Raw genomic sequence first — 13,802 nt, forward strand, 5'->3', positions numbered from 1 at the left:
AGGAAGTTCAATGGCGAAAATATCAGTTGTAGGTGCAGGGAGCTGGGGGACAGCCCTTGCAATTGTACTAGCAGATAATCAACATGATGTGACATTATGGGCAAGAAGAACAGATCTTGCAAATGAAGTGAATGAGAAGCATACGAATGAGAAGTACCTTCCTGGTATAGAATTACCTGAGGGGATTAGGGCTACCAGTTCCTTTGAAGAGAGCGTGAAAGAGGCTGAAGCTATCTTACTGGTTACACCAACTAAAGCGCTTAGAGAGGTTCTTCCTGAACTTAAGACATACCTATCAACACCGGTTACGCTCATTCATGCTAGTAAGGGAATTGAACCAGAAACATCCAAGCGTATTTCAGAGGTGATTGAAGAAGAAATCCCAGAGGATTTAAGAAAATCGGTTGTCGTTTTATCTGGGCCGAGTCATGCAGAAGAAGTGAGTCTTCGTCACCCGACGACAGTAACGGCCTCTTCTAAATCAATGACTCAAGCTGAGTATGTTCAGGATCTTTTCATTAACTCGAATTTTAGAGTATATACCAATCATGACATCATTGGTGTTGAGCTTGGTGGTGCATTAAAGAATATCATTGCTCTAGGGGCAGGTTTATCTGATGGCCTCGGCTATGGTGATAATGCGAAAGCTGCCCTCATCACAAGAGGCTTAGCTGAAATTGCTCGCCTTGGTGCAGCTATGGGTGCAAATCCACTTACCTTTATGGGATTGACAGGTATAGGTGACCTTGTAGTTACGTGTACAAGTGTACATAGTCGTAACTGGAGAGCCGGAAATCTTCTCGGAAAAGGAAATAATCTAGATGAGGTTCTCGAAAATATGGGGATGGTAGTAGAAGGTGTTCGGACTACGAAGGCTGCTTATTATCTTGCACAAAAACAGAACGTAGAAATGCCTATAACATCTGTGTTATTTGAAGTGCTATTTAATAACAAAGATGCGAAAGATGGTGTAGATCAACTGATGGGTAGGCTTCGAACTCATGAAACAGAAGATCTAACGTCATTGCTTGCGGACCGTTTTGAATTGAATCCAAAAGAACTCTAAATAGGCGAAGCACGAAGTATTCCTCCTTGCATACACTATGTTGAACGTTAATGGTAAGGAGGAAACTGCGTGAGCGATCTGTTCGATAACATAGAAAAGAAAACCAATGTGAAAAAGGAAGACATTTTTAAGTTAGCTAATTCCGTTCAGGGAGCAGATTTTACTGATGAGAAAACAGTGCGTAAATTAATTGCGAATGTTGCACGCGTTGCTAACGTAAATGTCACAAAAGAAAAAGAAGATCGAATCGTAAAGGCAATCGTAAATAAGAATATGCCGTTCGATTTGTCTGCTATTGCAAAAATTTTCAGTCAAAAATAAAGAAATTAGTAGAAACTTAGGCTAATCAACGATACCGCCTTCGATGTAAGACCATATACTAATAATGAACCATCAATGTGCAGAAGCATACTTCTTTAAGAAATTAGAATAGTCAAAGCTGAAGAAAAGCCCCTTTCTTCAGCTTTTTATTTGTCATTTATGGAAGCGTTACCTTTTAAATGAAGTACGCTGGAATGTTTTGAAGAGCTTTAATTAAGTAGAACCATTAAATTGTTGAAACCTTTAGAGGTAAATGCAGTAAAGATTTGATATAATGGTGGGCAGTGCAAACTAGATTTGTCATATTAGGGGGATTAAAATGTCACCAGCGTTAATTAAGATGTGGGTAGCACTTTCGGCACTAGGACTAATGTTTATAGCGGTTATGGCGATCATGTTAAGTCGCACGAAGCTTAAAGGTATTTTCCGAGTGCTTGTGTCAACCTTTGCATATATGTGTATGTTCGTTGCGGGGGTGCTCATGCTTCTCGTCGTGTTTACTGGACCTACTAACTAAATGAGTAAATTTCTAACTAAGGAATGAGTGTAATGAAACGTTTAGCTACTAAAGCTGTATTATGGACATGCCTTGTTACTCTACTGTCAGGATGCCTGTATCCAGAGAGTCAAAAAAACGAGAATCAAATTCCTTATACAGACCAAATTCAATCTGTTCAAACAGCAGTAGAGCAATTCCAAGAAAATAAGTCCATTCTTCCTATCAAAACAAGAGATCAGGAAACACCAATCTATCAGAAGTATCCAGTTGACTTCAAGAAATTAGTGCCCGCTTTCTTACAGCAAGCACCTGGGAATTCATTTGAAAGTGGTGGGGTATTTCAATATGTACTTATCCATGTAGAAGAAGAGCCTACAGTAAGATTAATTGATTTAGTCACTATTGAAAAAGTAAAAGATCTTCAGCTACGTATTAATGATTATAGAAGGAAAAAGAACTATCCACCATTCAAAGATGTTCTTGCAAAAGACCGGTATTCCATCGATTATGATGCGATGGGGATGGATGAAGAGCCGACTGTTAAAAGTCCATTTACAAATGAACAACTTCCATTTTTCTTAGATGAAAAAGGTGATGTACATATTAATTACTCTAGCGACCTTACGAAGGCAATCGAAAGTAATCCAGATCACAGCTATGAAAAGGGCGATGATATCCGAGATTTGTTAGCAGACAATTCGTTTTATGTTCCTGTTGCTTCTGTTGCGTATACAATTGAAAATGATAAAGCTGTTTTTTTAGTGAAATAGGTATTTTCCCTCCTCTTTAGCAATACAACTATTAAAAAGAGGAGGGACTTTTTTATGGGCTTATTCAATAGAGGACGAAAAGTTTACTTAAAGCATCAAATCCTTTTACTGTGAACTGTCATATTTATTGGACAACATCATAGAATGGTAGTGTTCAAGAAAGTCTGCGGTCTGGAGTGAATCATTTCGTCCAATGAGGCGGAATTCAGGAGGCGATCACGTGGAGAGAGTAGATATCTTCAAAGATATCGCAGAGCGTACAGGGGGAGATATATACCTTGGAGTCGTAGGTTCTGTTCGAACAGGGAAATCAACATTTATTAAAAAGTTCATGGAACTAATCGTCCTGCCCAATATGGAAAGTGATTCTGATCGAACGAGGGCACTGGATGAACTACCCCAAAGTTCTGCTGGCCGTACCATTATGACGACTGAGCCTAAATTTGTACCAAATCACGCCGTTCAAATTCATGTGGAAGATGGTCTTGATGTTAATGTTAGACTTGTCGATTGCGTCGGATATGCAGTGCCTGGTGCTAAGGGATACGAAGATGAAGATGGGCCAAGAATGATCAATACACCATGGTATGAAGAGCCGATACCGTTTCAAGAAGCAGCTGAAATTGGTACAAGAAAAGTAATTCAAGAACATTCCACGCTTGGCGTCGTGATAACGACTGATGGATCCATTGGGGAGATCCCAAGACACGACTACCTTGAATCTGAGGAAAGAGTCGTGGAGGAATTAAAAGAAGTAGGTAAGCCATTTATTATGATTGTCAATTCTGCCCACCCACACCATCCACAAACGGAGGCATTAAGAGGAGACCTTTGTAATAAATATGATATTCCTGTTATTTCTCTTAGCGTAGAGACTATGACGGAGCATGATATTAACAATGTCATGAGAGAAGTGCTTTACGAATTTCCAGTTCTAGAAGTTAATGTGAACTTACCAAGTTGGGTAATGGTTCTCCACCAAGATCATTGGTTGCGACAGAGTTATGAAGAATCCGTTAGAGAGACTGTGAAAGATATTAAGCGTCTAAGGGATGTTGATCGTGTCGTAGGTCAGTTTGAGGAATTTGAATTTATTCAGGATGCTCGTTTAGCAGGAATTGAAATGGGGCAAGGAATAGCGGAAATTGATCTTTATGCTCCAGAAGATCTATACGATCAAATTCTAAAAGAGGTTGTTGGTGTTGAAATTCGAGGAAAGGATCATCTCCTCCAACTTATGCAGGAGTTTGCATTTGCAAAAGCTGAGTATGATCACGTCTCAGACGCTCTTCGGATGGTTAAACAAACTGGCTATGGTATTGCAGCGCCAGCGATTGAAGATATGAGCCTCGATGAGCCTGAAATCATTCGTCAAGGGTCAAGGTTTGGTGTCAGGTTGAAAGCAGTTGCCCCATCTATTCATATGATTAAAGTAGACGTAGAATCGGAGTTCGCACCTATCATTGGAACGGAAAAGCAGAGCGAAGAGCTTGTTCGTTATTTAATGCAAGATTTTGAAGAAGATCCGCTTTCAATATGGAATTCAGATATTTTCGGTCGTTCCCTGAATTCTATCGTGAGAGAGGGGATTCAGGCAAAACTTGGTTTAATGCCTGAAAATGCTCGTTATAAATTAAAAGAAACGCTCGAACGCATTATTAACGAAGGATCCGGCGGTTTAATTGCGATTATATTATAACAAAACCGACTCCAATACCTGGAGTCGGTTTTTTACGTTAAGTGGTTTAGAAAAACCGAGAAAAGGGGTATTATCTATTTTAGTGAGTTGTTATGCTGAGTTAGCAACTCTTGAGTATATCTAACATTTGTCCATCTAAAGTGTTGAATTGCTTGAATTAACAGACAATAGAAAAGTCACCTTTAGAGCGTTTACAAAACGCTCATTTAGCAGATAATAGGTAAAAAACATTGAAAAATCGTTGAAATCGAGCTAAACGTATTGAATTCTTTCGCATCTTCGTATAATATAGGGCTTGCAAACGTACTAAACGTGCATTGCAACGTATAAATATTGGTCATTAAGTAAATGAATGTATTTATCCATCTCTCTTGAGAGGAGGTGAACAGAATGAACAAGACAGATCTAATCAATGCTGTTGCAGAATCTGCAGAGCTTTCTAAAAAAGAAGCGACAAAAGCTGTTGACTCAGTTTTTGATAACATTATGCAATCCTTGCAAGAGGGTGACAAAGTTCAACTAATTGGTTTTGGTAACTTTGAAGTCCGTGAGCGTTCTGCTCGTAAAGGGCGTAACCCTCAAACTGGCGAAGAAATCGAAATCGCTGCAAGTAAGGTTCCTGCATTTAAACCTGGTAAAGCCCTTAAGGATGCAGTGAAGTAAGAAATACATAGGGCCAAGAAGAGTCGCACATTCTGCGGCTCTTCTTTTTTGCTAACTTTTTCTCCATGTGCTAGAATCTTGATAGGTAATAAAGGCCCTGAATGGAGGAGTAAGAACAATGTACGAAGTTAATCATGAAAAAATACAAGAAGCAGTGAAAATGATCCTTGAAGCGATCGGTGAAGATCCTGAGCGTGAAGGATTGTTGGATACTCCAAAACGTGTAGCAAGAATGTACGAAGAAATCTTTCAGGGGCTGCATCAAGATCCAAAAGAGCATTTTCAGACTATTTTTGGAGAAGACCACGAGGAGCTTGTTCTAGTTAAAGATATACCTTTTTACTCAACTTGCGAGCACCATCTTGTTCCTTTCTTCGGAAAAGCGCATGTTGCCTATATTCCAAAAGGCGGGAAGGTAACAGGACTTAGTAAGCTAGCAAGAGCTGTTGAATCTGTAACGAAACGTCCACAGCTTCAAGAGCGAATTACATCTACGATAGCAAATTCGATGGTAGATACATTAGATCCACATGGTGTTATGGTCGTAGTTGAGGCAGAACACATGTGTATGACTATGAGAGGCGTTAAGAAGCCTGGTTCATCAACCGTTACATCAGCAGTAAGAGGCGTGTTTGAAAATGACGCTGCTGCACGATCTGAAGTACTTGGTTTGATCAAGGGCTAATCCTTTTAAGCGGAGTGATCGATATGAAGAGTGATAGCAACGATTTTTTTGTAATTAAAGCACTTGAAAATGGTGTGAACGTTATTGGGTTGACGCGTGGATCTGATACAAGATTTCATCATTCAGAGAAACTAGATAAAGGCGAAGTTATGATTGCCCAATTCACGGAGCATACATCTGCGGTTAAGGTGAGAGGAAAAGCTGTCATTCAAACAGAACATGGTGAAATAAGTACGGAAGAGTAAAGCAGGACATTATAACCTGCTTTTCTTTCATTTCAAAACCTTAGCCGTTCGTTTTAGCTAGAGGGTTATTGTGCTATACTAGGAATGAATACATAATTTATACTTTAACAATGAAAAAACCGACAAAATAAAGTATATGGAAAACGTAAGCTTTCGCAAAAAGACGCGGCTGGCTCACTTTTCTAATTGGAAGACATGTAAGGGGTATGGGATATGACAAATCCGAAAGAAAGTACACATAAAAAAATAGCAGGAGTTCGAGACATGCTTCAGTCTCGCCTATCCCATTCATATTTGCTTCGATTTATTGATTTTCCAGTTATTGATGAAGAGAAGCTATATGTGTTCTATGGCATATTAGAACAAGCGAAGCTCGAACATAAAAGAAAGCAGGATACGCTCCTGTCCATCATGCTTGTGCAGATTGCACTTGATACGCATGAATTAATCTCACTCGATAATATTGAGAACGAAAGTGAACGAAAAAATCGTCAGCTAACGGTGCTTGCTGGTGACTATTTTAGTAGCATGTATTATCATATTCTTTCTAAGTGGGGAGATAATGGTCTGATTCGTACTCTTTCAGAGGCCATTCAGGAAATAAATGAGGCAAAGATGGCTTTTTATCAAACGGACTATACATCAATTGAATCTGTCTTTGATAACATAAAGACGATTGAGTCTATATTAGTTCGGAAAGTTGCTGAACATTATGGTTTAAATAACTGGAGCAATTTTGGAACTCACTATTTTTATATGAACCGTCTTCTAGTTGAACGTAAGAAGGGGCTCATTCAATCTGGGTCCGATGTCCTTTATAAGATTGCTGCTACGCTTCTATCGGTTAAAGATGCGAAGCTTACAACCAATCAAGTTTCTAAAGTGAAAATTGTACTGGACTCTTATATTTCACATGCGAAGAAAGAGATGGATCAGCTACTTCATAACCATTCAGAGCTTCATCATCTGTTTCAGAAGCGATTTGAATATAATTGGGGTTTACTGGGCATACAGGAAAAGAAAATGGCGGAAGAGGGATAAAGAATGGCTTCATCTAAAGAAGAACGCGTTCACGACGTATTTCAAACCATATCAAAGCGATATGATGTCATGAATTCTGTGATTAGTTTTCAACGTCATAAAGCATGGCGTAAAGATACAATGCGACTGATGGACGTTCAGAAGGGAACAACAGCTTTAGACGTTTGCTGTGGTACTGCAGACTGGACACTGGCTATGGCAGATGCCGTCGGTAAAAGCGGAACGGCAATTGGACTTGATTTTAGCGAAAATATGCTTGAAGTAGGTCAAGTGAAAGTCAAGGAAAAGAAAAAAGATAATGTTACACTTCTTCATGGAAATGCGATGAATCTCCCTTTTGAAGATAATTCCTTTGACTATGTGACAATTGGCTTTGGACTCCGTAATGTACCGGATTACAATCAAGTTATTAAAGAAATGTTTCGGGTAGTAAAACCGGGTGGTCAGGTGGTTTGTCTAGAGACAAGTCAACCAACGATTCCAGTATTCAGACAGGTATATTATGGTTACTTTAAACACGTAATGCCGGTGCTAGGTAAAGTTTTTGCGAAGAGTTACGAAGAGTATTCATGGTTACAGGAATCAGCAAGCACATTCCCTGGACGCGATGAATTAAAGCATCTTTTCTTTCAAAATGGATTTAGCCGTGTAGACATAAAGCCATACTCAGGTGGCGTTGCAGCGATGCATAGAGGATTTAAGCCAATCAAACCATAAAAAGAGAACAGATATTTTGTGAAAATCAGTAAGGTGGATCTCATGAAATTAAAAACGATATACGCTTCTTTAAAAAAAGATTTATCTTTTATTGAATCCGAACTGGAGCAAACGGTAGATGCTCACCATCCTGTTCTCCGGGATGCTTCTAACCACCTATTAAAAGCTGGAGGGAAACGAATCCGTCCTGTTTTCGTTTTGCTCTCAGGTAAATTCGGGGATTATAATTTGCCACTTATGAAGAATGTGGCAGTGGCACTTGAACTTATTCATATGGCTTCTCTCGTACATGACGATGTGATCGATGATGCAGAAATGAGAAGAGGGGCTAAAACGATTAAAGCCAAATGGGATAATCGTGTGGCGATGTATACTGGTGACTATATTTTTGCACGAGCGATTGAGCTCGTTACAGAATTGAAAGAACCAGCTGCCAATACCATTTTATCTACTGCGATTCTTGAGATGAGCATAGGTGAAATTGAACAAATTCGTGATCAATTTAACTGGAATCAAAATGTACGAGATTATTTTCGGAGAATCAAGCGGAAAACCGCTCTACTTATTGCTACCTCTTGTGAACTTGGTGCGGTAGCAGCAGGTGCTTCGAAAGCAGAACAGCTTCATCTTAAAAAGTTCGGTTATTACGTAGGAATGTCCTATCAAATCACGGATGATATTTTGGACTACACAGGAACGGTTAAGCAGCTTGGAAAGCCCGCTGGTGGCGATTTATTACAGGGGAATATTACGTTACCGGTGCTTTATGCCATGAATCAAGGTAACAAGGAAGAAATCATGAATGTGTTCTCAGAAGAACTCTATGCTTCTCAGGAGCAAGTCAATCAAGTCATAAGCATTGTAAAGTCTTCTGGAGGTATTGAGCACGCACGGGACATTAGTGATCGCTATCTTCAAAAGGCGTTTCATGAATTGGATCAATTACCTTCGCATTCTGCTAGAACCTCACTTAGACAAATCGCAGAATATATAGGCAAACGGAAACATTAAAAAGGAAATGTTGTTATTTTTGCGAATATTTGATAGAATTTTGAAGGGCAGAAAAATGCTTTCTGCCCTATACATATAAAGTGTTGAAAGTGAGGAGATTTTTGTGGAGAAAACATTTCTAATGGTAAAACCTGACGGGGTTCAACGTAATTTAATTGGTGGGATTGTATCACGCTTCGAGAATAAAGGCTTTAATTTAGTGGGAGCAAAATTGATGACGGTTTCAAAAGACCTTGCAGAAACTCACTATGGCGAACATAAAGAGCGTCCATTCTTCGGCGAACTAGTAGATTTCATTACATCAGGTCCTGTCTTTGCGATGGTTTGGGAAGGTGAGAACGTCATCTCAACAGCACGTACAATGATGGGGGCAACCAATCCGAAAGATGCAAGTCCAGGAACGATACGTGGTGACCATGGAGTGCAAGTAAGTATGAATGTCATTCACGGTTCAGATTCTCCAGAAAGTGCTGAAAGAGAAATCGCTTTATTTTTTAATGAAAATGAACTAAATGAGTATGCGAAAACGATCTCAAAGTGGGTTTGATTTTTTACAACAAAATGAAAGCGCTTATATAAAAGAATCCGGACAACTAGTCCGGATTCTTTTATTACATGAAATCTTGAGTTATAAGTTTGGAAATTGGAAACCTTTTTCGATTTCAATAGTATGGGCAATTCGAAGCAATAAACTATCGTTAAATTTCTTAGATGCCGCTTGAAGACCTACTGGTAAGCCGGAATGTGCTAAACCAACGGGTATTGATATAGCCGGGTGCCCGGTACAATTATAAAGCTGTGTCATCATCCAGTCAGAGATAGGGGCGGATGCTTTTCCGTTAATACGATCCGGTCCTTCGATCTGGTGTGAAAAAGCGGTTACCCCAACTACAGGAGAGAGTATGGCATCAAAACGATTAAGTTCTTTTTGGATGATGTTCCACACTTGTGTTCTCTTCATTTCAGTTTCTCTCAATTCTACTGCACTGAGCTTTCTGCCTGCTTCAATCATGTCAGAGACAGATGAGCTAAATTGAGATGGGAAACGGTCGTAAAGGGATCCGTAAGCAGACGCTAACCCCGCAAACCACATTTTATTAAAGAAAGAAATTAATTCTTCTAATTTCATCTCAAATTGGAAGGGAATTTTTTCTACTATAGCCCCTTGATCACGTAATATGGAAATAGCTTCTTCAATTGGGCCTAGAATCATTGGGTCATACGGGTATAACCCGAAATCCTCTGTATAGGCAAATTTCTTTCCTTTCACTCCCAGCTGCATTTCTTGTTGTAGGTTACTTTCTGGTACTGGAACAGAGTAAGGGTCATTTGGTTCGTAACCTTCCATAACCGATAGAAGTAATGCCGCGTCTTCGGTAGATCTCGCCATTGGACCATAATGTACAAAAGGCTGTGTGGTTCCGAAGCGATTGATCGGTGAACTATCGAATGGAATGCGGCCAAATGTTGGTTTGAGGCCGATAATGCCATTAAGACTCGAAGGAATTCGAATCGATCCGCCACCGTCACTTCCCTCTGCCAACGGAACGCATTTGCTTGCTACTGCAGCAGCAGATCCACCACTAGAGCCACCGGCCGTTCTAGATGAATCCCACGGATTTTTTGCTGGCCCAGCTAAAAGGTTATCTGTCGTACCTTTATGTCCAAATTCAGGAGTGTTCGTTTTTCCAATGATGATTGCACCAGCATCACGAATCCTTTTAACTATCGTTGGTTCTGATTGGGCGATGTGATCTTTAAAGATTGGAGAGCCAAAGGTAGTAAGGCGACCAGTTACGGGGGTGAGGTCTTTAAGGGCGATTGGGATTCCGTGTAAAGGACCACGCACACCACTTTTCATCAGCTCTTCCTCAGCTCCTTTTGCTTCTTTTAAAGCTTCTTCTTCGAAAATAGTGATAAATAAGTTGAATTTAGGATTTAATTGTTTTATTCGTTCAAGATGACTTTGCACTACTTCAACAGGTGAAAGTTCTTTTGTCATTATTTTTTTGGCCATGGATTGAGCGGTTAGGTTTGTAATTTCCATCTGTACACTTCCTTAAGTTAAACTATACCGTCAACTGTAACGAAATATGGCTCATGAGGCAATCAAGTATCGCTTTTAACCATAAACATAACGTGGTTAACAGTAGTAGTAAATAGGGGGTCTTAACAGAGAGGAAGAATAAAAAAATTGTGTTTTTTTAGTTAAATTATGTTAGGATATGCCCAACCATTATTGAAAAAGTTAAAAATAATTACACGAATTTTAGATGGTGTGATATAGTAGTACGTAAAAGCGCCAAAGCAAAATGGAGGAGATAGAGATGAGATACTTAACAGCAGGAGAATCACACGGACCACAGCTAACGACAATACTTGAAGGACTTCCTTCTGGTCTTGAGCTAGTAGCAGAAGATATTAATACAGAACTTGCGAGGCGCCAACTTGGATACGGGAGAGGTCGCCGTATGCAAATTGAGAAGGATCAGGTTCAAATTCTAAGTGGTGTTCGTCACGCGAAATCAACTGGTGCTCCAGTTGCACTTGTCGTAGAAAATAAAGACTGGACACATTGGAAAAATTACATGGGTGCTGAACCATTAACAAAAGAACAAGAAGAAAACATGAAGCGTCAAATCTCACGTCCGCGACCTGGTCATGCAGATTTAAACGGCGCTATTAAATACAATCATCGAGATATGAGAAACGTGTTAGAACGATCATCTGCTAGAGAAACAACAGTAAGAGTTGCTGCTGGAGCTGTAGCTAAAAAACTACTTAAGACACTTGGTATTAAGGTGGCTGGGCACGTGCGCATGATTGGAGGAATTGAGAGTCAATACGATGGTGGTATGTCTCTTGAAGAAATTCAGCGTGTTTCAGAAGAATCGCCTGTTCGAAGTCTTGATGAAGTAGCTGGTCAGAAAATGATGGAAGCAATTGATGATGCAAAGAAAAATGGCGACTCAATTGGTGGAATCGTCGAAGTTATCGTAGAAGGATTGCCTGTAGGTCTTGGAAGTCATGTTCACTATGATCGAAAGCTTGATTCGAAAATTGCTGGAGCTGTTATGAGTATTAATGCATTCAAAGGTGTTGAATTTGGAATAGGTTTTGATGCAGCAAAAATTCCTGGAAGTGAAGTCCATGATGAAATTCAATGGTCTGAGGAAGAGGGATACACACGTAAAACTAATCGCCTTGGTGGTTTTGAAGGTGGTATGACAACCGGTATGCCTATCGTTGTGAAAGGGGTTATGAAACCTATTCCAACATTATACAAACCACTGCAAAGTGTAGATATCGATTCAAAAGAGCCATTCCAAGCGAGTATAGAACGATCTGATAGCTGTGCGGTTCCAGCCGCAAGCGTTGTTGCTGAGAATGTTGTCGCATGGGAAGTAGCGTGTTCAATTCTTGATAAGTTTGGTCATGATCGTATTGAAGAAATTGCAGATGCGCTTGAACGCTTCAGGACATATAGCCGGGAGTTTTAAGGATGGACAGTATAACGATTGATACAAATGGGGGATGTTATTCTGTTCATATTGGAACTGGGATTCGAAACAAATGGAGAGATCTGATTGATTACGCTTCTTATTCAAGTTTTTTCATTATTACAGATGAAGCAGTTGAAGCAAAATATTTATCTTCAATTCAAGGACATGAGAATATCCGGACTTTCGTTGTTCCTTCTGGAGAAGAATCGAAATCTTTCGCTATGTACCATGAGGTAATGACGGCATTACTTAAAGCTGAGTTGGATCGAAAAGCCTGCATCATCGCTCTTGGTGGTGGGGTAGTAGGTGATCTAGCCGGCTTTGCTGCCGCTACATACATGAGAGGAATTGAATTTATTCAGATTCCAACTACGTTACTAGCTCATGACTCAAGCGTTGGTGGGAAAACAGGAATTAACCATGAAGTAGGTAAGAATTTAATTGGTGCCTTTCATCAGCCGTCAGCCGTTATTTTTGATACGGAGTGTCTAAGAACCCTTCCAGATCGTGAATGGCGTTCAGGATTTAGTGAAGTGATCAAGCATGCGCTCATACATGATGAATCGTTTTTACAATGGCTAATGGATAGAGGAAAGAAAGTTCAGGAATACACAGATGAAGAGCTTCAATTCATTATCAAGAAGGGTATTAGTGTCAAAGGCGCAATTGTGAAGGAAGATGAGCGCGAACAAGGAATCAGAGCTTACTTGAATTTTGGTCATACACTAGGTCACGCGATTGAATCAGAGCTTGGATATGGAAAAATGACACACGGAGAAGCGGTTGCTATCGGAATGATCTATGCCCTCAAATTAAGTGAGGAATATTTTCAAACAACGTTTCGTATGGATGAAATAACGAAATGGTTTCAAGATATCGGTCTTCCTACTGTAGTTCCGAATGAGCTTAGTATTCACCAATTAGTTGGCCGGATGAAGAAAGACAAAAAAGCGGAAAACAAAACATTACAATTTGTTTTATTAAAGAAGATCGGTCAGCCTGTTAAGGTGATGATAGACGATGAATCTGCCCTTGAACTGCTTCGAGCTAGTATGGAAGGGAGTGGAGCACATTGATTCGCGGGATTAGAGGAGCAACGACAGTTAACCTTAATGAAAAAGATGAAATTATTCATGCAACGACGACATTACTAGAACAACTAATCGAACATAATAAAATAGATCCTGCTATGGTGGCGTCCATTCAGTTTACGATGACTGGGGATTTAGATGCTGTATTCCCTGCAGAAGCAGTTCGAGCATTTAAAGGGTGGTCTAACGTTCCGTTGCTTTGCTCATCAGAAATCCCTGTTCAAGGAGCGTTACCGATGTGTATTCGACTGTTAATGACGGTGAATACAACAATTGACCAGGATGAAATTAATCACATTTACTTAGGGAAAGCTGTGTCACTTCGTCCAGATCTTGCGAGTTGACAAATGAGATTCATCATACTAGGATAGAAATAAGTTTTAGAGCAGAGGCACGATTAGGTATTACGAGTTGAGAGAGCAGAGAATAGGATAGTTGAGTTGAGGAGAGCTTAGAGGGATACGTTTATACGAGGCTGGGACATAAATAGC

16 protein-coding genes are annotated in these 13,802 nt (G+C 39.9%); 15 read left to right on the forward strand and 1 reads right to left on the reverse strand.

From position 1 onward, the window contains the following. Positions 1-10: 10 nt before the first annotated feature. The 12 genes from ACIFPW_RS17505 to ndk all read left to right on the forward strand — a co-directional run bounded on the left by ACIFPW_RS17505 (position 11) and on the right by ndk (position 9,264). Complete coding sequence (locus ACIFPW_RS17505) at positions 11-1,066, forward strand: NAD(P)H-dependent glycerol-3-phosphate dehydrogenase (protein ID WP_430246196.1); 1,056 nt, start codon at positions 11-13, stop codon at positions 1,064-1,066. Positions 1,067-1,135: 69 nt separating this feature from the next. Next, positions 1,136-1,387 carry a stage VI sporulation protein F gene (locus ACIFPW_RS17510; protein WP_194221936.1) on the forward strand — a complete coding sequence of 84 codons (252 nt, stop codon included), beginning with the start codon at positions 1,136-1,138 and terminating at the stop codon, positions 1,385-1,387. A gap of 319 nt (positions 1,388-1,706) precedes the next feature. Then, the gene (locus tag ACIFPW_RS17515; protein WP_194221935.1) at positions 1,707-1,904 is read left to right on the forward strand and encodes a DUF2768 domain-containing protein; all 198 of its coding nucleotides are present in this window, start codon (positions 1,707-1,709) and stop codon (positions 1,902-1,904) included. Between the two features lie 32 nt (positions 1,905-1,936). Beyond that, entirely contained in the window at positions 1,937-2,656 is a 720-nt protein-coding gene (locus tag ACIFPW_RS17520; protein WP_194221934.1) for a hypothetical protein, read from the forward strand. A 220-nt stretch (positions 2,657-2,876) separates the two neighbouring features. Next, positions 2,877-4,355: a stage IV sporulation protein A gene (gene spoIVA / locus ACIFPW_RS17525; protein ID WP_194221933.1), complete on the forward strand. Its 1,479-nt coding sequence runs from the start codon at positions 2,877-2,879 to the stop codon at positions 4,353-4,355. 390 nt (positions 4,356-4,745) lie between these two features. Beyond that, entirely contained in the window at positions 4,746-5,018 is a 273-nt protein-coding gene (locus tag ACIFPW_RS17530) for an HU family DNA-binding protein (protein ID WP_048309232.1), read from the forward strand. 118 nt (positions 5,019-5,136) lie between these two features. Continuing rightward, positions 5,137-5,703 carry a GTP cyclohydrolase I FolE gene (gene folE / locus ACIFPW_RS17535; protein WP_194221932.1) on the forward strand — a complete coding sequence of 189 codons (567 nt, stop codon included), beginning with the start codon at positions 5,137-5,139 and terminating at the stop codon, positions 5,701-5,703. A gap of 23 nt (positions 5,704-5,726) precedes the next feature. Next, positions 5,727-5,948, forward strand: coding sequence for a trp RNA-binding attenuation protein MtrB (gene mtrB / locus ACIFPW_RS17540; RefSeq protein ID WP_098443979.1), 222 nt, complete (start codon positions 5,727-5,729; stop codon positions 5,946-5,948). A 213-nt stretch (positions 5,949-6,161) separates the two neighbouring features. Then, a complete protein-coding gene (locus ACIFPW_RS17545; RefSeq protein ID WP_430246200.1) occupies positions 6,162-6,989 on the forward strand; it encodes a heptaprenyl diphosphate synthase component 1 in 828 nt (275 codons plus the stop codon). Between the two features lie 3 nt (positions 6,990-6,992). After that, positions 6,993-7,706, forward strand: a complete 714-nt coding sequence (locus tag ACIFPW_RS17550) for a demethylmenaquinone methyltransferase (RefSeq protein WP_430246202.1) — start codon at positions 6,993-6,995, stop codon at positions 7,704-7,706. 42 nt (positions 7,707-7,748) lie between these two features. Further along, a complete protein-coding gene (gene hepT, locus ACIFPW_RS17555; RefSeq protein WP_430246204.1) occupies positions 7,749-8,717 on the forward strand; it encodes a heptaprenyl diphosphate synthase component II in 969 nt (322 codons plus the stop codon). A gap of 103 nt (positions 8,718-8,820) precedes the next feature. Further along, positions 8,821-9,264: a nucleoside-diphosphate kinase gene (ndk, locus tag ACIFPW_RS17560; RefSeq protein ID WP_194221928.1), complete on the forward strand. Its 444-nt coding sequence runs from the start codon at positions 8,821-8,823 to the stop codon at positions 9,262-9,264. 81 nt (positions 9,265-9,345) lie between these two features. Here the strand turns inward: ndk and ACIFPW_RS17565 are convergent, their stop codons facing one another. After that, entirely contained in the window at positions 9,346-10,764 is a 1,419-nt protein-coding gene (locus ACIFPW_RS17565; protein WP_430246207.1) for an amidase, read from the reverse strand. 280 nt (positions 10,765-11,044) lie between these two features. Here ACIFPW_RS17565 and aroC point away from each other — a divergent pair, with 280 nt between their 5' ends. The 3 genes from aroC to aroH are packed head-to-tail and all read left to right on the forward strand — an operon-like array spanning position 11,045 to position 13,655. After that, the gene (gene aroC, locus ACIFPW_RS17570) at positions 11,045-12,217 is read left to right on the forward strand and encodes a chorismate synthase (protein WP_194221926.1); all 1,173 of its coding nucleotides are present in this window, start codon (positions 11,045-11,047) and stop codon (positions 12,215-12,217) included. A 2-nt stretch (positions 12,218-12,219) separates the two neighbouring features. Further along, positions 12,220-13,296: a 3-dehydroquinate synthase gene (aroB, locus tag ACIFPW_RS17575; protein ID WP_430246209.1), complete on the forward strand. Its 1,077-nt coding sequence runs from the start codon at positions 12,220-12,222 to the stop codon at positions 13,294-13,296. Beyond that, entirely contained in the window at positions 13,293-13,655 is a 363-nt protein-coding gene (gene aroH, locus ACIFPW_RS17580) for a chorismate mutase (RefSeq protein ID WP_430246211.1), read from the forward strand. Before aroB ends, aroH begins: the two co-directional genes overlap by 4 nt. The last annotated feature ends 147 nt before the right edge of the window (positions 13,656-13,802 follow it).

The organism is Pseudalkalibacillus sp. NRS-1564 (assembly GCF_050467905.1).
Lineage (GTDB): Bacteria > Bacillota > Bacilli > Bacillales > Guptibacillaceae > Guptibacillus > Guptibacillus hwajinpoensis_B.

Excerpts from the sequence above, each read along its gene's own strand:
- ACIFPW_RS17505 (WP_430246196.1), top strand. The coding sequence starts at position 11 with ATGGCGAAAATATCAGTTGTAGGTGCAGGGAGCTGGGGGACAGCCCTT.
- ACIFPW_RS17515 (WP_194221935.1), top strand. The coding sequence starts at position 1,707 with ATGTCACCAGCGTTAATTAAGATGTGGGTAGCACTTTCGGCACTAGGA.
- ACIFPW_RS17520 (WP_194221934.1), top strand. The coding sequence starts at position 1,937 with ATGAAACGTTTAGCTACTAAAGCTGTATTATGGACATGCCTTGTTACT.
- ACIFPW_RS17530 (WP_048309232.1), top strand. The coding sequence starts at position 4,746 with ATGAACAAGACAGATCTAATCAATGCTGTTGCAGAATCTGCAGAGCTT.
- folE (WP_194221932.1), top strand. The coding sequence starts at position 5,137 with ATGTACGAAGTTAATCATGAAAAAATACAAGAAGCAGTGAAAATGATC.
- mtrB (WP_098443979.1), top strand. The coding sequence starts at position 5,727 with ATGAAGAGTGATAGCAACGATTTTTTTGTAATTAAAGCACTTGAAAAT.
- ACIFPW_RS17545 (WP_430246200.1), top strand. The coding sequence starts at position 6,162 with ATGACAAATCCGAAAGAAAGTACACATAAAAAAATAGCAGGAGTTCGA.
- ACIFPW_RS17550 (WP_430246202.1), top strand. The coding sequence starts at position 6,993 with ATGGCTTCATCTAAAGAAGAACGCGTTCACGACGTATTTCAAACCATA.
- hepT (WP_430246204.1), top strand. The coding sequence starts at position 7,749 with ATGAAATTAAAAACGATATACGCTTCTTTAAAAAAAGATTTATCTTTT.
- ACIFPW_RS17565 (WP_430246207.1), bottom strand. The coding sequence starts at position 10,764 with ATGGAAATTACAAACCTAACCGCTCAATCCATGGCCAAAAAAATAATG.
- aroC (WP_194221926.1), top strand. The coding sequence starts at position 11,045 with ATGAGATACTTAACAGCAGGAGAATCACACGGACCACAGCTAACGACA.
- aroB (WP_430246209.1), top strand. The coding sequence starts at position 12,220 with ATGGACAGTATAACGATTGATACAAATGGGGGATGTTATTCTGTTCAT.